22 protein-coding genes and 1 pseudogene are annotated in these 25,990 nt (G+C 63.6%); 19 read left to right on the top strand and 4 right to left on the bottom strand.

Annotated features, from left to right (window positions below; all coding sequences use genetic code 11):
- From GVL12_RS26600 to GVL12_RS15830, 13 genes and pseudogenes are all read left to right on the top strand, one after another.
- Positions 1 to 185, top strand: a pseudogene (locus GVL12_RS26600) (group II intron reverse transcriptase/maturase); the annotation flags it as partial.
- A 397-nt stretch (positions 186 to 582) separates the two neighbouring features.
- Positions 583 to 1,761 carry an ABC transporter substrate-binding protein gene (locus GVL12_RS15885; protein WP_159915740.1) on the top strand — a complete coding sequence of 393 codons (1,179 nt, stop codon included), beginning with the start codon at positions 583 to 585 and terminating at the stop codon, positions 1,759 to 1,761.
- Entirely contained in the window at positions 1,758 to 2,534 is a 777-nt protein-coding gene (locus tag GVL12_RS15880) for an ABC transporter ATP-binding protein (RefSeq protein WP_159915738.1), read from the top strand. The genes GVL12_RS15885 and GVL12_RS15880 overlap by 4 nt, the downstream gene beginning before the upstream one ends.
- Positions 2,531 to 3,253 (top strand): ABC transporter ATP-binding protein, encoded by a 723-nt coding sequence (locus GVL12_RS15875; RefSeq protein ID WP_159915736.1) that lies wholly within the window; start codon positions 2,531 to 2,533, stop codon positions 3,251 to 3,253. The genes GVL12_RS15880 and GVL12_RS15875 overlap by 4 nt, the downstream gene beginning before the upstream one ends.
- Entirely contained in the window at positions 3,253 to 4,116 is an 864-nt protein-coding gene (locus GVL12_RS15870) for a branched-chain amino acid ABC transporter permease (RefSeq protein WP_306770603.1), read from the top strand. Before GVL12_RS15875 ends, GVL12_RS15870 begins: the two co-directional genes overlap by 1 nt.
- The gene (locus tag GVL12_RS15865; RefSeq protein ID WP_159915734.1) at positions 4,113 to 5,018 is read left to right on the top strand and encodes a branched-chain amino acid ABC transporter permease; all 906 of its coding nucleotides are present in this window, start codon (positions 4,113 to 4,115) and stop codon (positions 5,016 to 5,018) included. The genes GVL12_RS15870 and GVL12_RS15865 overlap by 4 nt, the downstream gene beginning before the upstream one ends.
- A 2-nt stretch (positions 5,019 to 5,020) precedes the next feature.
- On the top strand, positions 5,021 to 5,566 hold the full coding sequence (locus GVL12_RS15860) for a carboxymuconolactone decarboxylase family protein (protein ID WP_159915732.1): 546 nt from the start codon (positions 5,021 to 5,023) through the stop codon (positions 5,564 to 5,566).
- A 37-nt stretch (positions 5,567 to 5,603) separates the two neighbouring features.
- On the top strand, positions 5,604 to 6,992 hold the full coding sequence (locus tag GVL12_RS15855) for an LLM class flavin-dependent oxidoreductase (protein ID WP_159915730.1): 1,389 nt from the start codon (positions 5,604 to 5,606) through the stop codon (positions 6,990 to 6,992).
- A gap of 281 nt (positions 6,993 to 7,273) precedes the next feature.
- On the top strand, positions 7,274 to 7,753 hold the full coding sequence (locus GVL12_RS15850) for a rhodanese-like domain-containing protein (protein ID WP_159915728.1): 480 nt from the start codon (positions 7,274 to 7,276) through the stop codon (positions 7,751 to 7,753).
- Between the two features lie 46 nt (positions 7,754 to 7,799).
- Positions 7,800 to 8,711 (top strand): serine O-acetyltransferase EpsC, encoded by a 912-nt coding sequence (gene epsC, locus GVL12_RS15845; protein WP_159915726.1) that lies wholly within the window; start codon positions 7,800 to 7,802, stop codon positions 8,709 to 8,711.
- Entirely contained in the window at positions 8,708 to 8,977 is a 270-nt protein-coding gene (locus GVL12_RS15840; RefSeq protein ID WP_159915724.1) for a helix-turn-helix transcriptional regulator, read from the top strand. Before epsC ends, GVL12_RS15840 begins: the two co-directional genes overlap by 4 nt.
- A gap of 67 nt (positions 8,978 to 9,044) precedes the next feature.
- On the top strand, positions 9,045 to 9,977 hold the full coding sequence (locus tag GVL12_RS15835; protein ID WP_159915722.1) for a family 2A encapsulin nanocompartment shell protein: 933 nt from the start codon (positions 9,045 to 9,047) through the stop codon (positions 9,975 to 9,977).
- A 9-nt stretch (positions 9,978 to 9,986) separates the two neighbouring features.
- The gene (locus GVL12_RS15830; RefSeq protein ID WP_306770602.1) at positions 9,987 to 11,918 is read left to right on the top strand and encodes a family 2A encapsulin nanocompartment cargo protein cysteine desulfurase; all 1,932 of its coding nucleotides are present in this window, start codon (positions 9,987 to 9,989) and stop codon (positions 11,916 to 11,918) included.
- Between the two features lie 157 nt (positions 11,919 to 12,075).
- Here GVL12_RS15830 and GVL12_RS15825 read toward each other — a convergent pair whose 3' ends face one another.
- Positions 12,076 to 15,381: an ATP-binding protein gene (locus tag GVL12_RS15825; RefSeq protein ID WP_200843803.1), complete on the bottom strand. Its 3,306-nt coding sequence runs from the start codon at positions 15,379 to 15,381 to the stop codon at positions 12,076 to 12,078.
- A 372-nt stretch (positions 15,382 to 15,753) separates the two neighbouring features.
- Between GVL12_RS15825 and GVL12_RS15820 the strand changes: the two genes are divergently transcribed.
- Complete coding sequence (locus tag GVL12_RS15820) at positions 15,754 to 16,248, top strand: methylated-DNA--[protein]-cysteine S-methyltransferase (protein WP_159915720.1); 495 nt, start codon at positions 15,754 to 15,756, stop codon at positions 16,246 to 16,248.
- Positions 16,249 to 16,347: 99 nt separating this feature from the next.
- Here GVL12_RS15820 and GVL12_RS15815 read toward each other — a convergent pair whose 3' ends face one another.
- Together GVL12_RS15815 and GVL12_RS15810 are read right to left on the bottom strand one after the other, a co-directional pair.
- On the bottom strand, positions 16,348 to 17,352 hold the full coding sequence (locus GVL12_RS15815; RefSeq protein WP_159915718.1) for a tripartite tricarboxylate transporter substrate binding protein: 1,005 nt from the start codon (positions 17,350 to 17,352) through the stop codon (positions 16,348 to 16,350).
- 26 nt (positions 17,353 to 17,378) lie between these two features.
- On the bottom strand, positions 17,379 to 18,587 hold the full coding sequence (locus tag GVL12_RS15810) for a CaiB/BaiF CoA-transferase family protein (protein WP_159915716.1): 1,209 nt from the start codon (positions 18,585 to 18,587) through the stop codon (positions 17,379 to 17,381).
- 159 nt (positions 18,588 to 18,746) lie between these two features.
- Between GVL12_RS15810 and GVL12_RS15805 the strand changes: the two genes are divergently transcribed.
- Together GVL12_RS15805 and GVL12_RS15800 are read left to right on the top strand one after the other, a co-directional pair.
- Positions 18,747 to 19,652, top strand: coding sequence for a LysR family transcriptional regulator (locus GVL12_RS15805; RefSeq protein ID WP_159915714.1), 906 nt, complete (start codon positions 18,747 to 18,749; stop codon positions 19,650 to 19,652).
- A 256-nt stretch (positions 19,653 to 19,908) separates the two neighbouring features.
- Positions 19,909 to 20,646: a hypothetical protein gene (locus GVL12_RS15800; protein ID WP_159915712.1), complete on the top strand. Its 738-nt coding sequence runs from the start codon at positions 19,909 to 19,911 to the stop codon at positions 20,644 to 20,646.
- A gap of 315 nt (positions 20,647 to 20,961) precedes the next feature.
- On the opposite strand, the gene GVL12_RS15795 is transcribed toward GVL12_RS15800, so the two are convergent.
- Positions 20,962 to 21,882 carry a LysR family transcriptional regulator gene (locus GVL12_RS15795; protein ID WP_159915710.1) on the bottom strand — a complete coding sequence of 307 codons (921 nt, stop codon included), beginning with the start codon at positions 21,880 to 21,882 and terminating at the stop codon, positions 20,962 to 20,964.
- Positions 21,883 to 22,021: 139 nt separating this feature from the next.
- Here GVL12_RS15795 and GVL12_RS15790 point away from each other — a divergent pair, with 139 nt between their 5' ends.
- The 3 genes from GVL12_RS15790 (at position 22,022) to GVL12_RS15780 (ending at position 25,973) form a co-directional block, all read left to right on the top strand.
- Positions 22,022 to 23,017: a tripartite tricarboxylate transporter substrate binding protein gene (locus tag GVL12_RS15790; protein ID WP_159915708.1), complete on the top strand. Its 996-nt coding sequence runs from the start codon at positions 22,022 to 22,024 to the stop codon at positions 23,015 to 23,017.
- A gap of 86 nt (positions 23,018 to 23,103) precedes the next feature.
- The gene (locus GVL12_RS15785; RefSeq protein WP_159915706.1) at positions 23,104 to 24,078 is read left to right on the top strand and encodes a nitronate monooxygenase family protein; all 975 of its coding nucleotides are present in this window, start codon (positions 23,104 to 23,106) and stop codon (positions 24,076 to 24,078) included.
- Positions 24,079 to 24,089: 11 nt separating this feature from the next.
- Positions 24,090 to 25,973 (top strand): acyl-CoA synthetase, encoded by a 1,884-nt coding sequence (locus tag GVL12_RS15780; RefSeq protein WP_159915704.1) that lies wholly within the window; start codon positions 24,090 to 24,092, stop codon positions 25,971 to 25,973.
- Positions 25,974 to 25,990 lie beyond the last annotated feature (17 nt).

Below are 25,990 nucleotides of genomic sequence, written 5' to 3'. Positions count from 1 at the left end.
AGCTCAAGCATTGGAAGCGAGGCGGGACCATCTACCGGGAACTCAAGGCGCGGGGGGCGACGCATGACGTTGCAAAGCAAGTGGCGGTCAACGGCCGTCGCTGGTGGCGCAACAGCAATGGGGTCATCAAGATCGTGCTGACGATTGCGTACTTTGACCGGCTGGGAGTGCCAAGATTGTCTTGACCTCAAGCTCTCGAACCGCCCGGTGCGGATCCGCATGCCGGGTGATGTGGCAGGGGTGCCTCCAAGAATGGAGGCCCCCTATGCCGATCCTATGGTTGGCGTGGACCGCGCCTGGGGGCATATCTACTGCCCGTACAACGATAAGGAGCTTCGCGATTCACGCATTTATTTGCTCTCTTCTAGCACTTTTTAGGCGTCGATACAAATGCGGTTGACGTGTTTGCAAAGCTGAAAAACCAAGTTCTCATCTGCGAGGGGGCTGCGCAGAATCTCGTCCTTAACGCTGCACCAGGGAGTTTGGGCTGCACATCCGGGATGTGCGGACGCCTTGGGAGAGCAAATTTTTGAGGATTTGGATATGGGTCTGCGCGGATTGGGGAAAGCAAGCTTGGTCAGCATGGTTGTGGGTCTTTTGGGCAGTGCGGCAGCGTATGCCGCCACCCCGGCAGCGGCGCCTATTCGTATTGGTTTGCTCGCGCCGCTGACCGGTAGCGGTGGCCCTTATGGCAAGGAAGAGGAAACCGCTGCGAAGTCTGCCGCGGCTTATATCAACGCCAACGGTGGTGTGCTGGGTCGCCAGCTGGAGATCGTGGTTGCGGACGATGAAACGACGCCGACTGCCGGTGTCTCTGCGGCGCGCAAGCTCATTGATGTGGATGGCGTGGTCGCCATCACCGGGGTCTGGAGCAGCGCCGTGGCGCTGGCGGTGCGTCCTGTCGCGCTGGAGAAGAATGTGGCCTTGCTTCCGGTGGGCTCGGCCGACGAGTTGACCGAAGGCGACAACAAGGGCCTGGTCTGGCGCTTCCAGACCAATGGCAAGAACTGGGGACAGGCCTTCGCCAATGTGGCGGCGAAGGATGGCGCCAAGACGGCATCCATCCTGGTGCTGCAGACGCCTTTCACGCTCAGCACCGTCAAGCCCTTTGCCGAGCGCTTCCAGAAGCTGGGCGGCAAGGTGATTGACACCATCTACTTCAATCCCAATCAGCCGTCGTACCGCGCAGAGGTGGAGAAGATCTTCAGCAAGAAGCCGGACGCCGTCTTCCTGCCGAGCTACATCCCCGAGTTCAGCGCAATCGTTCGCGAGATCTATCGCAGTGGCCACGAAAGCAAGCTCTACACATTCAGCCATGCCGCAGACAGCGGCGGCAAGTTCGTGCAGAACGTGGGCAAGGCCGCCGCCGAAGGCGTGAACCATGTGCAGGCCACGCCCGTGGGCAACAGTGATGCCTACAAGCTTTACCTCAAGCAGACGCAGCAGCCCGAGGGCACGATCGTGGCCTTTGGTGCCAACGTGTTCGATGAGATCAACGTGCTGGCGCTGGCCATAGAAAAGGCCAAGAGCGCCAAGGCCGTGGACTTCACCAAGGAAATTGCCAACGTCGTCAACGCCCAGGGCCCGAACGTGCATGACCCCGTGCAGGGTCTGAAGCTCATCCGTGAAGGCAAGCCTTTCCGTTACTCGGGCGCGACTTCCGATTTCCGCTTTGCGCCCAATGGCGACCAGGTGGATCTGGACTACGGTCACTACCGCGTGCTCAATGGGGTGAGCAAGCTGGTGGGAACCACCAAATGACACTGCAGACAGATGATTTACTCACTGTCCAGGATGTCAACGTAGGTTTCGGCGAATTCGTAGCGCTCGACGGTGCCCACCTGCGCATTGCGCGTGGCGGTATCACCGGCATTGTCGGGCCCAATGGCGCGGGAAAATCCACCCTGTTCAACGTCCTGGGCGGCCAGCAGGCCCACCAGGGCGGCAGGGTGATATTCGATGGGCGTGACATCACCCGCTTGTCGGTGCACCGCCGCGCCCAGGCCGGGCTGACCCGCACGTTCCAGATCTCGCGCGAGCTCGGTGCGCTCACCGTTCTGGAAAACCTGCTGCTGGCTGCGGCCGACCAGCCCGGTGAAAAGCTCTGGCATGCGTTGCTCAACAGTTCGGCATCTCGCCGCTGCGAAGAGCAGGCCATGGTGCATGCCCAGTCGCTGCTGGAGCGCGTAGGCCTGTGGCGCCTGGCGCATGACCGGGCCGACAGCCTGTCGGGCGGCCAGAAAAAACTGCTGGAGCTGTGCCGCGCCCTGATGCTCAAGCCGCGGCTGGTGCTGCTCGATGAACCCGCCGCCGGGGTGAACCCCGTGCTGGTGGGCGAGATTGCGCAGTTCATTCGCAGTCTGCAGGCCGATGGCATGAGCTTTGCGATCGTGGAGCACAACATGGACATGATTGCCGCGCTGTGCGACCCGGTGTATGTGCTTGCGCAGGGCAGCGTGCTCACGCATGGCAGCTTTGCCGAGGTGGCGGCCAACGCGCAGGTGGTCGAGGCGTATCTGGGGGGCGTGCAATGACGGGTGAACTTCGCCTCGAAGAGGTCGTCGCGGGCTATGGCGCGCGCGCCGTGCTGCATGGCGTGAGTCTGGATGTGGCGCCCAGCGCCAGCCTGGTGGTGGTGGGGCCCAACGGTTCCGGCAAGTCCACGTTGATGCGTGTGGTGACCGGGTTGATCCGCCCGCAATCGGGCCGGGTGCTGTGGGAAGGCCGTGACATCACGGCTGTCGATGCACCGGGCCGGGCGCGCCTTGGCATAGGCTACGTGCCGCAGGAGGCCAATGTGTTTCGCAACCTCTCGGTGCTGGACAACCTCAAGCTGGGCCATGAGTTCATCGCGCGTGGCGGCGCCAAGGCCTTGCGTGAGCGGCTCGATGCCGTGCTGGCGCTGTTCCCTGAAATCGAGCCCAAGCTGAAGGTGGCGGCTGGACTGCTCAGCGGCGGTCAGCGACAGATGGTGGCCATGGGCGCAGCACTCATGCCTTCACCGCGCCTGCTGGCGCTGGACGAGCCCTCGGCAGGGCTGTCGCCATTGAACGCATCGCGTCTGTTCGATGTGGTGCAGCGGGTGGCGCAGACCGGCGTCACGCTGTTCATGATCGAGCAGAACACCCGCCTGGGCCTGGATGCTGCCGACCAGGGACTGGTGCTGGTGGCAGGGCAGGTGCGTGCCCGTGCCGCGAGCCAGGAGCTGCTGGCGGACGGACAACTTCAAAGTCTTTATCTGGGGGCGCACTGATGCTGGCGCAGCTAATTTTCAATGGCCTGGTGTCAGGCCTTCTCATTGCCTTGCCGGCCTTGTCGGTGGCCTTGGTTTTCAGCGTGCTCAGATTCGCCAACTACGCCATCGGTGCCATGGTGACCATGGGCGCATATCTGGTCTACGTTTTCAACGTACCGCTCAACTGGCCCTTGCCCGCAGCGATGCTCGCGGGCATGGCGCTGAGCATTGGGCTGGCGCTGCTGCTGGACCTCCTGGTGTTCTCTCCCTTGCGCGGGCGCTCGGGCGTCACGCTGCTGGTGGCATCCATGGGCGTGGGCCTGATCCTGGAGAATGTCGTGCGCCTGGTGGCGGGCAATTCGCCGCGCGGCTTTGGCGTGGAAATAGCCCGCCCGTCGCGCCTGCTGGGCTTGCGCGTCAACCAGGAGCAATTCACGACGCTGGTGTGCGTGATCGCGGCGCTGGCCGTCGTGTGGCTGATCTTTCGCTGCACACGCCTCGGACGTGCGATGCAGGCCGTGGCGGACAACCCCGACCTGGCGGATGTGCGCGGCATCTCGCGCAAGAAGGTGAGGGCTGCCGTCTGGGCGCTGGCGGCTGCCATGGCATCGCTTTCCGGTGTGCTGATCGGGCTGGATTCGAATGTGGACCCGCAGATGGGCTGGAACTATCTGCTGCCCGTCTTCACGGCCGCCATTCTTGGCGGCATCGCCAGTCCGATGGCCGCAGTGGCCGGCGCCCTGTTGCTGGGCGTGACGGAGGAACTGGCGACGCTGATTCTTGCGCCGAACTACCGCACCATCGTGGCCTTTGTGGTCATGGCGTTGCTGTTGCTGCTGCGTCCGCACGGCTTGTTTGGCGCCAAGTGGGTGAGCAAATGACGAGTTACCTGATTGCAACCCTGGTGCTGGTGGTCATCGCGACCCTTTCGGGCCTGGCATTGAACCTGCAGTGGGGCCTGGGCGGCCTGGTCAATTTCGGCCTGTTCGGCTTCTACATGCTGGGAGCCTACGTCTGCAGTCTGCTGGAGAAGCAGGGCGTTGCGCCCCTGGCCGCCATGCTGCTGGCGATCGCGGTGACCGCGGCGGTGAGTGCGCTGGTCAGCCTGATCTCGGTACGGTTGAGTGAAGACTACCTGGCCATCGTCACCCTGGGTTTTGCCGAATCCCTGCGGCTGTTCATCAGTTACGAGGAATGGCTGACCCGTGGCACGCTGGGGATTCCGAACATCGCGCGGCCGTTTGCCCTGCTGGTGCCGCAGGCCTGGCGCGATGTATTCTTCCTGGGATTCTGTCTGCTCTGGCTGGCCATCGTGTTCGTGGTGCTGCAGCGCCTGGCACGCTCGCCCTTTGGCCGCATGCTGCGCGCCACGCGAGAAGACTCCGGCGTGGCCGAAGCCCTGGGCAAGAACCTGCTGTGCGTGCGCGCCAAGACGTTTGCCCTGGGCGGCGCCATATTGGGCGTGGCGGGCAGCCTGCACGCCTTCTATTACACCTACATCGATCCCACGCAGTTCACGAGCATCCTGACGGCCTATGCCTTCATGGCCGTCATTCTGGGCGGGCGCGGAAGCAATGCCGGCGTGGTCGTGGCGGGCTTCACGGTGATTCTTCTGCTGGAAGGAAGCCGCATGCTCGCGGGTGTAGTGCCCTGGCTCGATGGCTCGCAACTGGCCGCCATTCGCCTGTCGCTGGTGGGCGTGGTGCTGCTGGCGATGCTGATCTTCAAACCCAACGGGCTGCTGCCGGAATACCGGCTGGGCGCCCCTTCCAGGAGAACATGAAAATGTCCAGAATTACCCGCAAATCACGTGACGATCTGCCGCTCGCGCTGCAACCCCTGTGGGACCGCATGCTGGTGGCTGGAGACTATGCGGACCAGTCCGGCGTCATGGCACAACGGCTTCCCATCTTCTCGCATATCTGGAGCCTGCTGCTGCAACTGGGCGAGGAGGGCGTGCTGCCCAGGCGTTACCAGGAGCTGGCCATCGTGACCGTTTCGCTGCTCAATGAGTGCGAATACTGCGTCGATCACCACGCGCCCAAGCTGAAGGTGGAAGGCCTGTCGGAGCAAGGAATTCATGGCCTGCTGGACTATGCCCAACACCCCGAACTGGACGATGTGGACCGCCTGGTCGTGGAGTACGCCATTGCCGTGACCCGGAGCTGGAACCGCACGCGCGACGAAATCTTCGAGCGCCTGCACCAGCATTTCAGCGAAGAGCAGATCGTGGAGCTGACCTGGCGCACCGCACTGTGCGGCGCGTTCAATCGCTTCAATGACATCCTGCAGGTGGAAACCGCTGCGCTGAAGACAGCGGCACAAGTCTGATGGCCCAGGCTGCCAACGTGGCGGGTGACAGACAGGCATGAGCCGACAGTCCAGGCGCGAGCTGCGCCTCAATACTTTTCAAATGGCCGCGCCTTCCCACAATTGGGCAGGCCTGTGGAAGCACCCGCGCGACAACCAGGTGAACTACCACCAGCTCGCCTATTGGGCCGATATGGCCCGAACGGCAGAGCGCGGCTTGCTCGATGGGATTTTCATCGCCGATGTCTTTGGCATCTATGACGTGTATGGAGGCAATGCCGATGCGGCGCTGGCCGCGGGCGCGCAAGCGCCGCAGATGGATCCGAGCATGCTCGTCTCCGCGATGGCGCTGGTGACGCAGCACATAGGCTTCGGCGTGACCGCCAGCCTGAGCAATGACCATCCCTTTTCCTTTGCCCGGCGCTTCACCACGCTCGACCATCTCACCAATGGCCGCCTGGGCTGGAACATCGTGACCGGCTACCTGGAAAGCGGTGCCCGCGGCCTGGGCCAGCAGGCCCTGCGTGCCCACGATGAGCGCTATGACGTCGCCGAAGACTACATGGCTGCGCTCTACAAGTTATGGGAAGGCAGCTGGGAAGAAGGGGCGGCGGTGCGCGACAAGGCCGCAGGCATTTTCGCCAGGCCAGAGCGCGTACACGCAGTGGACCATGACGGTCCCTATTTCCGCGTGCATGGCAGGGCACTGGCCGAGCCCTCGCCCCAGCGCACGCCGCTGCTCTACCAGGCCGGCACTTCCGAGCGCGGCAGGGTCTTTGCGGGACGGCACGCCGAAGCCTGCTTCATCAATGGTCCCACGCCCGCATCGGCGGCACGGGCCGTACAGGCGCTGCGCGCGTGCGCGCTTGCGGCCGGGCGCGATCCCTATGACGTGCTGGCCTTGCTGGGCGCTACCGTCATCGTCGCGCCCACCGGCGCGCAAGCCCATGACTTGCGCGCGGAGTACCACCGCTATCTGGACACCGCGGGGCAACTGGCCCTGGTCTCGGGCTGGACCGGCATGGATCTGTCTCCATTGGATCTGGATGATGTTCTTCCATTCGCCAAAACCAACGCCATCCAGTCCACCGTGGAGCACCTCACGCGTAATATCCCGCAGCCACCCAAAGTGCGTGACCTTGTTGACTTCACTTCCGCGGGCGCCAGGGCCCCGGTCTTCATCGGCTCGGCGGTGGACGTGGCCGACCAGATGGAGCACTGGGTGCGCGAAACTGATATCGACGGCTTCAACCTCGTGCGCACCGTGATGCCCGAGAGTCTTGAGGCGATCGTGGACCTGCTGGTTCCCGAGCTGCAAAACCGGGGCCTGTTCAAGACGAGTTACCGGCAGGGCACATTGCGGGAAAAACTGTTCCCCGCCAGAGGGCGGCTTCTTGCGGGGGATCACCCGGGTGCGTCTTTCCGGCTGCAAGCGGGGATGACTTGACGCCGTTCCCGGGCACAGGCATCAAGAAGGATTGCACAACCCGCGCGGGTGTGCAGCGATCCCATGGCTGCATCGATGTCCGCGAGACGGGGAGTCGTTCTTGCGCCATCGGCGATGTCACCTGGGCCGTGCGCAGATAGGTGAACGATTGCCACGCACCGACGGAACAGATGAATTAGTTGTTAAGAATTGATTTTTTAGTTGTTTGTCTTTTAAGGTGTCGCTCCTACATTGAGGTCTATCGCCACCAATGGCGACAGCAAGATCAAGGAGAAGACGACATGTCAGTGGGAGTCGAAGAGATCAGTGTGCCGGCAGCGCTGGAGCAGGCGCAGGCCGAAGCCGCAGAGGCCGGGTGGTCGTATGCCGGCGGTGTTACGCCGCCCGTCGCCTGGCAACTGGTGCAGCAGGGCAGTGCGCTGCTGGTCGATGTGCGTTCGGGCGAGGAGCGCAAGTTCGTCGGCCATGTGCCGGGCAGCCTGCACGTGGCCTGGGCCTCGGGCACCGCGCTCACGCGCAACCCGCGCTTTGTGCGCGAACTCGAAGCCAAGGCGGCAGCGGCCGGCGGCAAGGAGGCGGTGGTGCTGCTGCTGTGCCGCAGCGGCAAGCGCTCGGCGCTCGCCGCCGAGGCGGCCGCCAAGGCGGGTTTCACGCATGTGTTCAATGTGCTCGAAGGCTTCGAGGGCGAGATCGACGCAAGCCAGCACCGCGGCGGCTCGGACGGCTGGCGTTTCCATGGACTGCCCTGGGTGCAGGACTGATCCGCGCCAGAACCGAAGCATCGCAGGAACCAACAGGGGAAGCCGAATGGCGAATTTCGAAGTGGGCGAGATCGTGCGCGCGCTGCGCGGCGTGCGTGACGAATGGCGCGATCTGCAAAAGCGCTCGCGCGAACCGGGCGGACGGGAGTTTCCGTCGCGCGATGCGCTGGGGCGCATTGTCGAAGGGCTCAAGGGCGCGTTGTTTCCCATGCGCCTGGGGCCGACCGACCTGCGCCACGAGAGCGAAGACTTCTATGTGGGCCATACGCTGGACGCCGCGCTGCAGGAGCTGCTGGGCCAGGCGCGGCTGGAGCTGAATTTCAACGCCCGGCATGCGTCGGTGCCGGCGCACGAGATCGAGGCCCAGGCCACCGAGGCCGTGCGCCAGTTTGCCAACGCGCTGCCCGCGCTGCGCCGCCTGCTCGACTCCGATGTGCTTGCCGCCTACCAGGGCGATCCGGCCGCACGCAGCGTCGATGAAGTGCTGCTGTGCTACCCGGGCGTGCTGGCGATGATCCATCACCGCCTCGCACATGCGCTCTACCAGCTTGGACTGCCGCTGCTGGCGCGCATCGTGGCCGAGCTGTCGCACGCGCAGACCGGCATAGACATCCATCCGGGAGCGGTGATAGGCGCGAGCTTCTTCATTGACCACGGCACGGGCGTCGTGATCGGCGAGACCGCGGTGATAGGCGAGCGCGTGCGCGTCTACCAGGCGGTGACGCTGGGCGCCAAGCGCTTCCCGACCGACAGCGACGGGCAGCTGAAAAAGGGCTTGCCGCGCCACCCGGTGGTGGAAGACGACGTGGTCATCTACGCGGGCGCGACGATTCTGGGCCGCGTGACGCTGGGCCGGGGCGCGACCATAGGCGGCAATGTCTGGATCACGGACGATGTGGCGCCCGGTGCCAGCGTGACGCAGGCCAGCCTGCAGAAAGCACCACGGGGCAGTACATGAAGGCCTTTGTTCAGGATTTCGGTCTGGCCGTGCGCCAACTGCGCGAAGCGCGTGGCTGGTCGCAGGAGCAATTGGCCGAGCGCTCCGACCTCAACCGTTCCTACGTGGGCGAAGTGGAGCGCGGCAGCGTGGTGCCGTCCATCGTCACCGCGCAAAAGCTCGCGCTGGCGCTGGGCGTGGACGGCGCCGGGCTGCTGGCGCACTGCGAACAGCTCGAGCAGTCGCGCGCGGCGCAGCGCATCCGTTTGGCGTCTATAGCCTGTTGAAGCAAAACCCCGGGTCGTCGGACACTGCGTGCCAGTCCCTTTCCTTTCCTGATACCCGGAGTTCTCCATGACCGCAACCGTCGGTGGTACCACCGCCCTGGGCGACCACGCCGCCCGCCAGCTAGCCAACGCCACCAAGACCGTCCCGCAACTCGAGACCATCAGCCCGCGCTGGCTGACGCATCTGCTGCAATGGGTGCCGGTGGAAGCGGGCATCTACCGCGTCAACAAGGTCAAGAATCCCGAGTCCATCCAGGTGGTCTGCACCGCCAAGGAAAGCGAAAACCAGCTGCCGCGCACCTTCGTCGATTACGAAGAGAATCCGCGCGAGTACTTCCTGAACGCCGTCAGCACCGTGCTCGACGTGCACACCCGCATCTCCGACCTGTACAGCAGCCCGCACGACCAGATCAAGGAGCAGCTGCGCCTGACCATCGAGACGATCAAGGAAAACCAGGAAAGCGAACTCATCAACAACCCGGACTACGGCCTGCTGGCCCAGGTGACCGACGAGCAGCGCATCTTCCCGCTGACCGGCGCGCCCACGCCCGATGACCTGGACGAGCTGCTGACCAAGGTCTGGAAAGAGCCTGCCTTCTTCCTGGCCCACCCGCTGGCCATCGCTGCATTTGGCCGCGAAGCCACGCGCCGCGGCACGCCGCCGCCCACGGTGAGCCTGTTCGGCTCGCAGTTCATCACCTGGCGCGGCATTCCGCTGATCCCGTCGAACAAGGTGCCGGTGGCCGACGGCAAGAGCAAGATCCTGCTGCTGCGCGTGGGCGACAAGCGCCAGGGCGTGGTCGGACTGTTCCAGCCGGGTCTTTCGGGCGAGCAGGGCCCTGGCCTGTCGGTGCGCTTCATGGGCATCAACAACCACGCGATCGCGTCGTACCTGATCTCGCTGTACTGCTCGCTCGCGGTGCTCACCACCGATGCGCTGGCCGTGCTCGACGATGTCGAGATCGGCAAGTACCACGACTATCCCGACACCTACAAGTAAGAAGCCGCGGTGAGCACACTACCCATACCGTCGTCGCTGGCGGGCGAGGCACCGTTCGATCCCCAGGTCCTCGCGCGCATGGCCAGCGCCATGTTCTCCGCTCTGCCGGGCACGCCGCCGTCGTCCATCCCGGGCGTGGCCAGCGCCCTGGTGCCGGGCGCGCAGTTCCCGTCCAACATCGCGCCGCCGGGCTCGCCGCTGGCCAGCCCGGCCGGCTTCGGGCCCGGCGTGCCGGGCACGCCCATTGCGCAGGGGCAGATCCCGGGAGCCAACCTGGTGCCCGCATCGCCCACCCAGCTGCCCTCGCTGGCCAATCGCGCGCCGGCCCTGCTGCCCCACGCTGTCGCAGGCAATGGCGTGCCGGATACGGTGTATTCCGTGGCGCCGGCCTTCGAGCCGCGTTCGGGCAGCTCCGTGCTGGGCGTGCCCCAGCAGGTGAATGCGCCGCTGGCGCCGCAGTCTGCCGCCGCCGCATCGCCGTTTTATTTCCTGAACAGCGGCTACGGCCATCCGTCGGCTTCGGCGTCGGTGCCTGCGGCATTGCCTGTGGAGCAGCCTTCGCTGCCGGCAGCGCTGCCTGTGCAGCAGGCCGCCGCGCCTTCGGCCGACCCGAAGTTCTACTTCGTCGATGCCGTGGTGCTGCCCAGCGGCTATGTCACGCCGGCCAAGCTGTCGCCCCATGGCGCTGCGCCCCTGGCCACCGAAGGCCAGCGCCAGCCCTTCGATGTCAACGCCGTGCGCCGCGACTTCCCCATCCTGCAGGAGCGCGTGAACGGCAAGCCGCTGGTCTGGTTCGACAATGCCGCCACGACGCACAAGCCGCAGTCGGTGATCGACCGCATCGCACACTTCTACGCGCACGAGAACTCGAACATCCACCGCGCGGCGCACGAACTCGCGGCGCGCGCCACCGATGCCTACGAAGGCGCACGCGAGCGCGTCAGGAAGTTCATCAACGCGCCCGACGTGAATGAAGTGATCTTCGTGCGCGGCACGACCGAGGCCATCAATCTGGTGGCCAAGAGCTGGGGCGGCCAGCATGTGGGCGAGGGCGACGAGATCATCGTCAGCAACCTGGAGCACCACGCCAACATCGTGCCCTGGCAGCAGCTCGCTGCCGCCAAGGGCGCGAAGCTGCGCGTGATCCCGGTCGACGATTCGGGCCAGGTGCTGCTCGATGAATACCGCAAGCTGCTCAACGACCGCACCAAGATCGTCGCCGTCACGCAGGTATCGAACGCGCTGGGCACCGTGGTGCCCGTCAAGCAGATCGTCGAACTCGCCCACCGCGCGGGCGCGAAGGCCCTGGTCGACGGCGCGCAATCGATTTCGCACATGCGGGTCGACGTGCAGGACATAGGCGCCGACTTCTTCGTGTTCTCCGGCCACAAGGTGTTCGGCCCGACCGGCATAGGCGTGGTCTGGGGCAGGCGCGAAGTGCTCGAGGACATGCCGCCCTGGCAGGGCGGCGGCAACATGATTGCCGATGTGACCTTCGAGAAGACCGTGTTCCAGCCGATTCCGAACAAGTTCGAAGCCGGCACCGGCAACATCGCCGACGCGGTGGGGCTGGGCGCGGCGATCGACTACGTCAACAAGATCGGCATAGAGAACATCGCGCGCTACGAGCACGAACTGCTGGTCTACGGCATGGCGCAGCTGCGCACCATCCCTGGGGTGCGCCTGATCGGCACGGCCGACGACAAGGCCAGCGTGATGTCCTTCGTGCTTGACGGCTACAGCACCGAAGAGGTGGGCCACGCGCTGAACGACGAAGGCATCGCCGTGCGCACCGGCCACCACTGCGCCCAGCCTATCCTGCGCCGCTTCGGCGTGGAGACCACGGTGCGGCCTTCACTGGCGTTCTACAACACTTTCGACGAAATCGATCGTCTGGTGGCCGTGGTGCGCGGGCTGGCGGGGCAGAGGCGAGTGGCGTAGGGGGCTGCGCCGGGCGCTTCAAGCGGGGAGTGCTTGGAGCGCCCCGGGGGGGGGAGGCTGATCGCCTGCTGATGATGAAGTGGGCTGGTATCCACCGCTATTCCTCCCAGCTAGGTCGTTCCTATCAGGCTGCCGGTGGTGCTCGAGGGGGGTGAAATCAGGCACTCTGGAAAGAACGCAGCTGTGCTGCTTCGCGTTCTGGGATGCGCTGGGGCGGCAGGAGATCCATGACGTCGCAAAACAGCGAGCGATTCTGCCAGTCGCTTCTATCGCCGATCACGTAGAAGCGTCGCTTGGCCCGCGTTGCCGCCACGTTCAAAAGGTTGGGCTCCGACACTGCCCAATCGCGCGCGCCCGAATCTTCCGTATTGCCGCCCAGCACCATGATGACGACCGGGGCCTCCTTGCCCTGCATGGTGTGGATGGTCCCGCAGACCATCTTGTTGCCTAACAGGCGCTTGAGATTCTCCTGTACGGCCTTGAAGGGGGTGATGACCGAAATGTCGCAGGCCTGCACTCCGTTCTCGCTCAGCAGCGAGAGCAGTGCCATCAGCGCTTTTTCTTCGGCCGGTACCCAGTTCCCTTCGGACGGTCCACTGGCGTGAATCCAGCCTGTTGGCAGACTGGCACGCGTTTCTTTGTCGGCGCGCGGTGCAATTGTTCCAAACACCATGGCGCCGTCGTAGGCGATACGGTTGGAAAGTTCATACATCGGCCTGTCACAACGCCGATGTACCGCCAAGGGCAACCCCACCCATGTCTTGCTGCCAGCCGGTCCTGCCATGTATCCCCACGGCGTGGCCTGGTCCGCCAGGGTCTGTGCGGACTGCCGGTTGGGAAGCCAATGCGCATCGACGCGGTAGTGCGTGCGCATGTGCTCCAGTACCGCATCGGATACGGTGACGATGGGCTTGAGTTGCAGGGGGTCACCGACCAGCAGCGCACGCCGGGAGCGCCATAGGGCGCCGACCGCCGCCTGGGGAGGCGCCTGCCCGGCTTCATCCACCAGCAGCCAGCCGATTTCGCTTGGACCTAATGAGCGGAACGAGCGGGAGAACGAGGCGAAGGTACTGCTGAGTACCGGAACGACCATGAACAGCGAGGCCCAGGCCGAGCGGATCGCATCGCGCGAGAACCCCTGCAAGTGGGTGTCGGTCAACAGCGCGTTGACCAGGAACAGGTTTGACCGCATCCGGAAGGCTTCCAGTTCCAAAAACGTCCGGTGCAGCTTCAGCGCCTGAATGAAAACGCGTGCGCGGGCCTGCCGCCAGCCGTCGATGCGCCATGGCTCCGCCAGTTCGATGGCATCACCGCGGCCGATGACCCCGCCGCCCAGCCATGCCAGCAGGTGGCCGGCTCGGCAGGCGCTGGCCAGTTCTGTGACTTCTTGTGTCTGGGCCTGATCTTTCGCCCGCCATTGCTGCAGGGGGTGGTGCGCATCAACGATCTGTTGTTCCAGCTTTTGGTTGACGGCCTCTAACTGCTTGGTGAGGCGTACGACCCGATCAAACTCGGCCTTGGTTTGATCGCGCTCGTCCTCCAATCGCTTCAGCGCAGTGTTCCAGGCGCGCGAAGCCCCCCATAGGCTGAGCATATTGGTCCAGAAACCAGGCTTGCCGACTTGATGCTGCCGGAGTGCGTCCAGGGCATGTTTGAACCCGGCATTGGAGCGCTGGCCTTCTTCGGCATCCAGTCGAGCCAGTTGTTCTGCTGTGTCTGCCAGGTGCTGTTCCAGCGCCTGCACTGCTGTGACAGCCTCCGCGACTTTCTTGCGCGTGTCTTGCAGGGGCTGCATCAGTCCGCGCAGGCGGTTGGCATCGGCGCATGCCGCGCGCGCCTGCACCTTGGCCACCTCATAGTCAGCGACAGCCTGTTGCCATAGTGCTTGACGTTGCTCCGGCGTGCGTTCCTTGTTGAGCTCGCTGTGTCGGCCAAGCCATGCCATCAAGCCTTCCGGCTCTTTCTCCTGCTGCGCCGTGGCTTTGTCGCCATCCATCTCAGCCGTGGTGACCGGGTTGGCGAACAGCGCATCGACGACACCCACATCGTCCTCATCCGGTTCTCCGTCGCCGTTCTCCTCCCCGTTCGTGTCTGCCTTGTCCTGGCTGGCGAAGGGACGTTGCCCGTAGAAATAGCGTTTTACGAACTTGCTGCGTCGCGCCTTGCTGCCCAGCGCCCCGGAAATCAGTCCCCAGGCCGGCTTTGTCGTGATGAGCTCGCCCAGGTCGGCGAAATACTCGGCCTCGGGCAGCCAGCTTTCGTCAATCTTGTCGCGCTGGGGCAGTTCGAGCGTGACGTTCTCCACGGCGCCGTTGTTGCTCGAAGCAATCACGATCTCGAACCCATAGAGCGCCGGATTGAGCTTGAAGGCTCCCTGCTCCTTGCCGCCATAGTTGCCGGCTTCGCGCGCATTGCTGGCGAAGCCGTCGGAGGCACGGCGCAGCGTGGCAAGAACATCGGCCCGGTTGGTGACGATGGCGGCGATCAAGTCGCGCAGCAGGGTGGTCTTGCCCGTGCCCGGCGGGCCGTTGACTCCGAGCAGCCCCTGTCCATCGGCAAGCGTGGACAGGATGGTGTTTACGGCCAGTTGCTGGGAATGCACCAGCCCCATGTGCCGTTCGGAAGGCCAGCAAGCATAAGGATAGGCCCCGGGCATCAGTCGGTCGATGATCGGCAGCGAAGCGGCGTCGGCGTCAATATGCAGATGCTTTTGCGGATCGTGGCGGCGCAGGTACTGGTTCAGCGGTTCGCTGCTCACCCCTTTGCCCAGACTGTTGGTGACGGTGGTCAGATCCTCGAGCAGAAAGCTGTTGAGGGGATCGTCTTCCGGCTCGGGCTTATTGGGTTTGACGGGCTGGGAACGAAAACGCAGCGACATGCGTTTCACATGGGCAAAGAAATCCGCCACGCCGAGAAATTGCAGCACCCACAGGGTCAGGTCACGCAGGGCATCGCCGGACACCTGTCCGTGGAGCAGCGTTTGCGCCTGCTCGGCGGCGGCCCGCTGATCTTCCTCGAATCCGCAGGTAAGGTCCTTTCCCGCCAGTACACGACCGAGAAACCAGGCCTCGCTGGAGAGAACGAAACTTCTCTCGATCAGCAGTCCTTCCATGCTGAACTTCGCGGCGAACAGTGCCGACTCCCGGTACTGTGGCTCCTGATAGCCCTGATCGGCACCATAAACCTCCTTGAGCTTGTCAGCGATGAGCCGGCTGTCGTACAGGTGGGCATAGAGCGTATGGCTCCACACGCGTTTGGGGGGCAATTCCTGCTTGCCGGCGATGCTTTCGGGTGCCCAGGGAGGAATCGGGCGCGCGATGGGCGTGTCGTGAAGGAACGCCCCATATATGTTGCTGCGCTTCTTGAGCTTGGGTGCCGGTTGCGGCTGTAGTAGCTCGACAGCATGCCAGTAGCGGACGATGTCCTCTTGCTCCATCTGATTTTTCGACACTTTGATCGTCACTTTTCTCTTGATTCGTTTCGCTGTGGCAGGCCTGAATTTCCATTCGCTTGCCTGGATTGCGAAAGTGATTTCGGCTTTGCATCCATCCGTGATGATGCGCAGTTCCTAATGATGGCATGCTGTGGCCGGACAATGGATGCGGTGATTCGCCATCACTTGCATCAGCGATGCAGTGTCCATGCAGCGTGTCAGGGCCATGCGCCGCCTGGGGCAATGAAGACAGGCGGCGTACCATGGCGCCATGTACCGCATCAAGGGTGCAACCCATCCCTTGCTGGGCAGCCAGCGCATTCATTTCATCGTTCCCGAGGCAGGCGCATCATGGCAGCACTGAATTTTCAACTGGAAAAATTCTCCACCCCGATAGGCCAGATGCTGCTGGTCAGCGACGAACAGCAGTGCGTGCGTGCCGTGGACTGGCATGACTATGAGGAGCGCATGCTGCTGTTGATGCGGCGCCAGTACAAGGGGGCCGCCCTGTCGCTGCGCGATGTCACCCAGGCGTCGCCGGCGCGTCACATCCTGCAAGCCTATTTCGAAGGCGAGCTGAACGGCATAGACGACATCCAGGTGGCCTTGGGTGGAACCGATTTCCAGCGCCAGGTATGGACGGGGTTGCGCGAGATCCCTGCGGGCCAGGTGCTCAGTTATCGGGATTTCGCGCTGCGTCTGGGCCGGCCTTCGGCCACCCGCGCGGTGGGATTGGCCAACGGCGCGAATCCCGTCAGCATCGTGCTGCCATGCCATCGCGTCATTGGCAGCAACGCCGCGCTGACCGGCTATGGCGGCGGGCTGCAGCGCAAGCGCTGGCTGCTCGAACATGAAAAAGCCATTCAACCGCTCTCGCTCACTCTGCCGGGATTCTGAAAGGGGCCTGCTGCGCAGCCAAACGCAAAAAAGCCCCGGCAAGCAGGGCTCGCCGGGGCTTTGTCATGTGCATGCCCTGCAGGCGCAGGGCATTTCGCTTTACATCGCCGAGATGTTCTTGTCCTTGGCGATCTTGCTCCAACGTGCGTAGTCGGCCGCCAGGCGCTTGCGCATGGTTTCGGAGTCCTGGTAGCTGGCCACGGCGCCGGCGCCGATCAGCTTCTTTTGCAGTTCGGGGTCGGCCAGGATGATCTTCAATTCGGCGTTCAGGCGGTCCAGGATGGCGCGGGGCGTGCCCAGGGGGGCGACCAGGCCGCCCCAGGTGTCGGCATCAAAGCCGGCAAAGCCCTGCTCGGCCACGGACTTGATGCCCGGCAGCAGCAGCTTGGCCTTGTTGGAGCTGCCAGCGATGGCGCGCAGCTTGCCGGCCTGGATGTGGGGCAGGGCGGCAACCACATCGGCGAACATCACGGGAATCTGGCCGCCGATCAGGTCGGTCACGGCCGGGGCGCTGCCGCGGTAGGGGATGTGCTGCATCTGGAAGCCGCCCAGGTCCTTGAGCTGCTCCATCGACAGGTGACCGAAGCTGCCGGTGCCCGAGCTGGTGTAGTTCAGCGGCGTTTCCGATGCCTTGGCGTGGGCGATCAGCTGCTGCAGGTTGGTCACGTCGGGCAGCACGCGCGGGTTGATGACGATGGCCATGGGCAGGTCATAGACCGTGGCCACGGGCAGGAAGTCCTTGCGCACGTCGTAGGCGTTGTTGTTGAACAGCAGGGGCGCAAGCAGCGCGGGCATGCCGAACATCGACAGGTTGTAGCCATCGGCGGGCGACTTGATGAACGCGGCCGTGCCGATCGAGCCCGAAGCGCCGGGGCGGTTTTCGACGATCATGGTCTGGCCCAGGCGCTCGCCGAGCTTTTGCGCGACGATGCGCGCTGCGGTGTCGGTGGGGCCGCCGGGCGGGAAGGCAACAACGATCTTCACCAGCTTGTTCGGCCAGGCCGGGTCGGCGGCGAAGCTGGTGCCGGTGGCGAGGGTCAGCGCGCCGGCGGCGCCAGCGGTCAGCAGGTGGCGGCGATTGAGGGAAGCTTGTGACTTTTGCATATCTTGTCTCCGGTAAAAAGTAATACTTAAATGATGTTGCTGGCGCGCAGTGCAGCAATGGCCTCGGGGGCCATGCCCAACTGCTCGCTCAGCACGGCGTCGGTATGTTCGCCCAGGTGGGGCGGGGGCATGCGCACTGGAAGGCGTTCGCCATCCATGGCGTAAGGGGGAGCGAGCACGGCTTGTGCGCCGGCTTCGGTGTCGTCATAGCGGTGCAGCAGGCCGGCGGCCTGCGTGCGCTCGGACTGCAGCGCGTCGAGCAGGCCCAGCACTTCGCCGCAGGGAATCTGCGCGGCCGTGAGCTGGGCGAGCAGCTGGGCACGGGGCTTTTGGCGCAGCGCCTCGTGGATCAGCGGCATGAGGATATGGCGGTGGGCCGAGCGCGCGGTGTTGGTCGCGAAGCGCTCGTCGGTCGCCCATTCGGGGTGGCCGATGATCTCGCTGCAAAAGCGCTGGAACTGGCCGTTGTTGCCCACGGTGATCACCAGCGGGCCGTCGGCGGCTTCGAACACGCCGTAGGGCACGATGGACGGGTGGGCATTGCCGAACTTCGGTGGGTCGCCGTCCTTGAGCAGGGCTTCCATGCCGTAGTAGCTGGTGATCATCAGGCCGCAGTCGTAGAGCGCCATCTGCACATGGCGTCCCTGGCCGGTGGTGTGGCGCTCGTACAGCGCGGCGAGGATGGCCTGGGCCGAATACATGCCGGTGAACATGTCCACCGCGGCCACGCCGAATTTGAGCGGGCCCTGGCCTTCGTCGCCGTTCATGGCCATCAGGCCGGCTTCGCCTTGCACCACCAGGTCGTAGCCCGGGCGCCTGGCTTCCGCGCCGGTGCGCGAATAGCCTGAAATCGAGCAATACACGAGGCGCGGGTTGAGGGCGCTGAGCTGCTCGTAGCCCAGGCCCAGCTTTTCGGCGCCGCCGACCTTGAAGTTCTGTATCACCACGTCGCTTTTCGCGGCCAGTTGCAGCGCGATCTCCTGGCCCTTGGGCGACTGCAGGTCCAGGCTGATCGAGCGCTTGTTGCGGTTGGCGCTGTTGAAGTACGAGGTGTTGCGGCTGCCCACGCGCACGCCCCAGTCGCGCGTGTCATCACCGCGGCTCGGGTGCTCGACCTTGATCACGTCGGCGCCCAGGTCGGCGAGCGACATGGCGCACATGGGCCCGGCGAGCACGCGCGAAAGATCGAGAACACGCAGACCAGCCAGCGGCTGGATGGGAAAAGAAGCGCTCATGGAAGAAGGGCCTTGTCCAACAAATCAACAACGAGGCACAAAGACCCCTCTATTCGACGGCGCGCGCAATCGCGCCCCAATCAGGTGCGTATTTTGATATGTTTAGAAAATTTAGCAATTGTGATAAAAATTGAACATTGTGTATCTGAGAATTTGACAATGAATTTGGTCACTCTGTCCCTGCTGGTGGACATCATCGACGCGGGCAATCTCAGCAAGGCCGCGGCGCGCCTGGGCGTGAGCCGGGCCAGCGTGAGCCAGCGGCTCAACCAGTTCGAGCGCGAGCTCGACCAGCAACTGCTGCGGCGCACCACGCGCCAGATCGAGCCCACCGAACTGGGCTGGAAGCTGTATGAACACGGCCGCACGATCCGCCAGGAGCTGCTGGCGGCCAACGAATCGGTGAGCAGCCTGGGCCAGAGCCTGCAGGGCACGGTGCGCCTTTCGGTGCCCAGCGGCTATGGCCAGCTGGCGATGTCGTCCTGGCTCACGGAATTCATGCAGCTGTACCCGGGCGTCACGCTGGAGGTGGTCTTCGACAACGACATAGAGGACCTGCTCGAAGGCGAGGTGGATTTCGCCATGCGGGTGATGACCGAACCGCCGGCCCATCTGGTCGCGCGCAACATGGGGCCGGTGCACTATGTGGTCTGCGCGGCGCCGGCCCTGGTGCAGGCCCATGGCATGCCGCGCAGCCTGGCGGACCTGCACCAGGTGCCGCTCATCACCTCGAACCTCACGGGCCAGAAGCTGCGCCTGGCCGGCTACCAGGTGGGGGGCAGCGGCGAACTGCGCATCAAGCCGCGGCTGATGTCGGCCAACTTCTACTTTCTGCGCGACGCCATTCTGAAAGGCCTGGGCGTGGGCGTCGTGCCCGACTACATGGTGCAAGAGCCGCTGCAGCGCGGCGACCTTGTGCGCCTGCCGTTCGCGCCGGGCAGCCTGGACTTCCTGGCAACGAACAAGTACCTGCTGTACATGCCCACGCGCTACCAGACCAAGGCGATTGCTACGTTGATCGACTTTTTGCTGGGCAAGGCGGCGCAGCAGGGCGAGGTCTTCTAGCGCCTAACACTTCTCTGGAGAGGTCGTCGCGCGTATGCGCGAACTTGTGCCTCCATCGCGTCCACAGTTCATCACCGTGCATCAGTAAGCGGCCCGCTAACGACCTTACAGTCAGTCTTGCGCCTAACGCGCCGACTGCCTTGGCTTTGCCCGCTGCTTGAACTTGGCCTTTTTTCGCATGCCAATCATGGAGTTCTGCATGGAGCATTAAAGCCCTCGTCCGAATTCATGGCGTCGTTGCAGCTAAAGTAATGATATGTCACAAAATGAAAATTTACTCCCCTCTCCGCCCAAGTCGTATTTTAGTGCAGCCACAGTACTCAGCTTATTCACTGCACTGATTGCATTAAGCACTGTAACCCTGCGCCTAATAGGAGACATTCGGCACAGGCAGTATCTTAACTACTGGGGTTTAGATGCTGATTTGTTCCCCAAGCCGACAGATTGGCTTGTAATTAATGGTTACTACGGTCTTTTTGAGCATTTTTTGCGATTTTTCTTTGCGTTGGTGGAAGAATCGCTTTGGTTCGGCGGTGCGATTGTAATCCTGAGTTTTGTCGTGTCTTTTTTCCGTTCACCCATGGGTATTATATGGGAGGAGTCAGCATGGTTTCAGAGGCGAACCGAATGGTTTAAACGACTGCTTCGAAATTTTTTTCTCACGACTATATTTTTATTTATAATTCTTTCTGCGATGTTTTTCTTGGCGGGGTTCATGGTGCTCCCGGCTGCGCTGGGTGACGCGTCGGGCAAAGCGGTAGCAGAAAGCGAGTTGGAGCACTACCGGAAAGGCTGCGCGGCCTCAAAAAAGCCATGTGTTGAGCTTAAAAGAGATGGTGAACTCATCGCAACTGGCTTCCTGTTAGACAGTTCACCGTCATACATCGCCATCCTCGATGAGCAATCGAAAAAAGCACGGGTCATTCCGTTTGACAAGATAGAGTTGGTTTCTGCCCGTTCGATGGAAGCCATCCGCAGTGGCTCTTCCAACTGAGCGAGGTAAGCGAGACGAAGTCTCGCCATGCATTATAAAAAAACAGCTAGAAATAGAGTTGCTGCTTCATTGAAGGCAGGTCGCTCATGGTGCGACGGGCGCGCCGAGCGAGGCTCACCACGAACGGTTTTCCACACTCGCCCTTTCTTGAAGTTTGGTTGATGGAGACCAAACCATACAAGCTTGTCGAAGGGTCGGTATTCTGAGAGAAGACCATTCATCGCCGCTGTTTTCTCAAATCGAGTGCTTTCCAGGCCATTGATTTACTTGATAAAAATCTGTTTCTTGAGAGCGTTGGTAAACAGCCACGGCCAATTAACCATCAGATTTCCTCACCATCCGCAGCAGCCCCATCTTGTCCGTGAGGAAATCGATAAAGGTGATGGTGGCGCGCGACTGGTAGCGGTTGGGCATGTACATCAGGTACATGTGGTTGCGGTTGATGCTGAACTGGTATTGGGCAAGCACGGCCACCAGCTCGCCGGCCTGGATGCGCGGCCGTGTCATGTAGTCGGGCAACAGGCCCACGCCCAGGCCGTTCAGAATGCAATCGAGCACAAAGGGGTAGCTGCGTGACATCAGCGTGGGAACGAATTCGATTTCTTCCTCTTGGTCATTCTGAGTGGCTGTCATGCGCACCCGGCCGCTGACCCCGCCCGAGGTAATGATGGGCGTGCGCCTGAGCTCGGTCAGCGTTTGCGGCACACGGTGCTGGGCAGCCCATTCGGCGGATGCGCACAAGGCATAGTGCACAGGCCCCAGATCCCGCGCCACGACCATGGGCGGCGGCTCCTGGGTGACGCGGATGGCGACGTCCACGCCGTCCTTGACCAGGTTGTCGATGAAGTTCTCCAGCCGCACTTCCAGAATGATGCCGGGGTACTTCTTCTTGAACTCTATGAGCCAGGGCCCCATGACCAGTTGCCCGAAACCGGTGGGCGCGCTCAGGCCGATTTTTCCTGTCAGTTGCTCTTCGTTGGCGCTCGCGCTCACGGCCTCGCGCATCAGCGCAGACTCGTGCACGATGTTGCGCGCATGCGCGTAGACCTGCTGGCCCATGCTGGTCAGCTCTATGCCCTGCGGCGTGCGGCGCAGCAGCTCGGCGTCCAGGGATTTCTCCAGCTGGGCGACGTGGTAGCTGACATTGGCGCGCGACATGTTCAACGCGCGCGCCGCCTGGCTCAGGTTTCCGCCGTCGACGATTTCCACAAAGATGGTCAATGCCTGCAGGTCCATCGGGGCGGGGTTCTTTCATGTCAAATATTCTTGACCATGATGTACATGGATGCCGTCGTTGTCAACGACCCTCTTGTTTGCAACAATGAACCAAAGCCCAGTCAATGGGATACGAAAAATGCACAAGCAAGGAGACAAAATGGCCATCACACGTTCAAAATTCTTACGCACCCCTGCGCTTGTCGCCGTGGGCCTGCTCATGGCTTTTCCCAGCCTGCAGGCGTCGGCCGCGGGCTGGCCCGACAGGCCCATCAAGCTGGTGGTGCCGTTCCCCGCGGGTGGCCCGACCGACTCCGCGGCGCGTGTCTATGCCGAGGCGCTGGGCAAGCGGCTGGGCCAAGCCATCGTGGTGGACAACAAGCCCGGCGCCTCGGGCGCGGTCGCGGCGGGCCAGTTCGTGAGCGCGCCGGCCGATGGCTACACGTTCATGATGATGGTCACGCCCACCATCCTCGCGCCGCATTTCTTCAAGACGGCGACGTTCAATCCCGCGACCAGTTTTGCGCCGGTCACCAAGATCTACGACCTGCCCAACGTGATCGCGGTCAACAGGAACTCGCTGCCCGACGTGACCGATCTGAAGTCGCTGTTCGCCCAATCCAAGGCCAGTGCGCAGGCGCTGATGTACACCAGCTCGGGCGCGGGCAGCTCGGGCCACCTGAGCATGGAGCTGATGAAGTCCAAGGGCTTCACCAATATGCAGCATGTGGCCTACAAGGGCAGCGCACCCGCGATGAATGACACACTGGGTGGCGTGGTGCCGGTGATCTATGCCGACATGGTCACGGCCCTGCCGCAGATCAAGGGCGGGCGGCTCAAGGCCGTGGCCGTGGGCACGCCCCAGCGCGTGAAGTCGCTGCCCGATGTGCCCACCATGGCCGAGCAGGGCTTTGGCGGCAACGAGGCATCGTCGTGGGGCGGCCTGGTGGCGCCGAAAAGCACGCCGCAGGCCATCATCGACCGCGTGAGCGAAGAATCCCGGCAGATCCTGGCCAGCGACGAGATCAACCAGCGCTTCGAGCAGATCGGCGTGCTTGCCGCCTACCTCCCTGCGGCGAAGACGCAGGCGCTGCTGCAGTCCGACTTCACGGGCTGGGGCAAGGTGGTCAGGGACAACCAGCTGACTCCCGAGTAAACCGTTTCACCTTCCGACAAAAATCAGCCCGCATGCGCGGGCGCGGGACAGCCGCGCCCGCGCATGGCGAACAACACCCCCGCACCATGAAGACACGTATCACAGAGCTGCTCGGCATCCGCTATCCCATCATTCAGGGCGGCATGCAGTGGGTGGCGCGCAGCCCGCTGGTGGCCGCGGTATCGAACGCCGGCGGCCTGGGCGTGCTCACGGCGCTGACCCAGCCCACGCCCGAAGACCTGCGCCAGGAAATTCTCACCACCCAGGCGCTCACGCGCGCGCCTTTCGCGGTGAATCTGACTTTCCTGCCAGCACAGAACAAGCCGCCGTATGACGCATTCATCGACGTCATCCTCGAAAGCGGCATACGCATCGTGGAGACCGCGGGCAACAACCCCAGGCAATACATTGGCCGGCTGCACCAGGCCGGCGTCAAGGTGATCCACAAGTGCACTTCGGTGCGGCATGCGCTTTCGGCGCAGAAGATCGGCGTCGATGCGGTGTCTATCGACGGCTTCGAGTGCGCGGGCCATCCGGGCGAGGACGATGTTCCTGGCCTGGTGCTGATTCCCGCCGCCGTGAAGGTGCTCGACATTCCCGTCGTTGCCTCGGGCGGCATCGCCACGGGCGCGGGCATGGCGGCTGCGCTGGCGCTGGGCGCCGAAGGCGTGAACATGGGCACGCGGTTCCTGGCCACGGTCGAATCGCCCGTGCACGATGCGCTCAAGCAGGCGCTGGTCAACGCCAGGGAAACCGATACCCAACTGGTGCTGCGCAGCCTGAACAACACCTCGCGCGCGCTCAGAAGCACCGTGACGCAGGAGGTGGTGGCGCTAGAGCGCCGCCCTGGCGGCAGCCCGTTCGAAGACTTGCGCCACCTCGTCACCGGACAGCGCGGCAAGGCGGCGCTGCAGTCGGGCGACATCGACGACGCCGTGATCGCCGCGGGCCAGTGCGTGGGCCTGATCGATGACGTTCCCACCTGCGAGGAACTGATAGACCGCATGTTGCGCGATTGCCGCGCGGCCTTTGCGCGCGGCTGCGGGCTGTTCCTTTCCTGAAGTCTCTGTCCATGTTTCAACCCCTAGGTCCCATACGCAGTCTCGCGGATATCGAAGCCATAGAGCAGACGCCGCTGGCTGCATTGATCGCGCCTCAGTCCACCCATGCGCTGTTCGAGGCTTCGGCCCGCGGCCATGGCGCAGGCGCGGCGCTGACTTTTCTCAAGACCGCCGATGGCTATGCCGACACCGAGCGCTATACCTACGCGCAGTTGCTGGGCAAGATCAACCAGACCGCCAATGCGCTGCATCGCCTGGGCCTGGGCAGCCAGGACACCGTGGCCATCATGCTGCCGGGCTGTGCCGAGTACCATTTCGCGCTGTGGGGCGGCGAGGCCGCGGCCATCGTGCAGCCCATCAACCCTTTGCTCACGGCAGAGAAAATTTCGTCGCTGCTCAACGCCACGCGTGCCAAGGTGCTGATTGCCTGGGCCGACGCCGACGATGCGGGCATCTGGCGCAAGGTGGCGCAGCTGGCCTGCGGCATAGAGCATGTGCTGTATGTGAGCCATGCAGGTGTCGCGCCGGATACGGCGGGCATAGGCGCACGCGTTCTGGGCTTTGCCGAGCGGATTGCGCGCGAGCCCGTGGACCGGCTGGTCTCGGGCCGCGTGATCCAGCCGGGCGATGTCGCCGCCTATTTCCATACCGGCGGCACCACCGGTTCGCCCAAGCTCGCGGCGCAGACGCATGGCGCCCAGGTCTATACCGCCTGGGCCAGCGTGCAGATGCAGGGGCTGACTTCGGGCGACCGCACCATCAACGGCTATCCGCTGTTCCATGTGGCCGGCGTGCTGCCGGGTTCGCTGGCCTGCTTTTCCGCGGGCGCGGAAGTCATCATTCCGACCACGGAGCTGTTTCGCAACAAGGGCGTGATCGCCAATTTCTGGCGGCTGGTCGAGCGCCACCGGCCCACGGTCATGTCCGCCGTGCCCACGGTGCTGTCCATGCTCTCGGACATCGATCTGGCGGGCGCCGACATCTCCTCGATACGCTATTTCCGCACCGGCGCCGCGCCGCTGAGCGAGGAAACCGCGCGCCGCTTCAAGCAGCACACGGGCCTGCATGTGCACGAAAGCCTGGGCATGACCGAGATGACCGGCATTTCGACGATCACGCCGCAAGGCGTGCATGCGGGCGTGGGCCATGTGGGTTTCAGGACGCCGCATGCGCGCATCCGCATAGGCAAGCTGGGCGCCAGCGGCAATCTCACGGCGGGTGATGCCGCGCCCGGCGAAGTCGGCATGGTGCTGTTCCAGTCGCCGAATCTGTTTGCGGGCTACCTGGGCGCGATAGAACGAGACAGCTACTTCACCCAGGACGGCTGGCTGATCTCGGGCGATCTGGGTTCGCTGTCGGCCGATGGCCTGCTCAAGCTGCAGGGGCGCTCTAAAGACCTGATCATTCGCAGCGGCCACAACGTGGATCCGCAGGTGATAGAACAGGCGCTGGAAAGACACCCGGCCGTCAAGGCCTGCGCCGCGGTGGGCGCGCCCGACCCCCATGCGGGCGAAGTGCCTGTGGCCTATGTGACGCTCAAGGAGGGGCAGACGGCGGATGTCGAATCGTTGCGCGCGTTCGCCGCGCGCAATGTCGATGAACCGCCCGCGCGTCCCCGATACGTTGAAATCCTGAGCGTGCTGCCGACCACCAATGTGGGCAAGGTCTTCAAGCCCGAGTTGCGCGCCATGGCCAGGCAGCGCTATCTGGAGAATGCGCTGGCGGCGGTCATGCAGCGCCTGCCGCAGCCCGCTTGCGTCTGGCCGCAAGTGCGTTTTGACGAGGCGCAGGGCTTTGTTCTGCGCGATCCGCATGGCTGTCTTTCGCACGCGCACCGGCAGGCGCTTGTGCAGCAGGTGCGGCTCATAGGCGCAGAACTGCGCGTCGAGGCCTGATGCGGCCCCGGCGCGGC

Origin of the sequence: Pantoea sp. 18069, assembly GCF_902706035.1 — a bacterium.
In the GTDB taxonomy this organism is placed as follows: domain Bacteria; phylum Pseudomonadota; class Gammaproteobacteria; order Burkholderiales; family Burkholderiaceae_C; genus Comamonas.
Note: the sequence above shows the minus strand (reverse complement) of the source record. Positions and strands in the feature narration are given on the sequence as shown.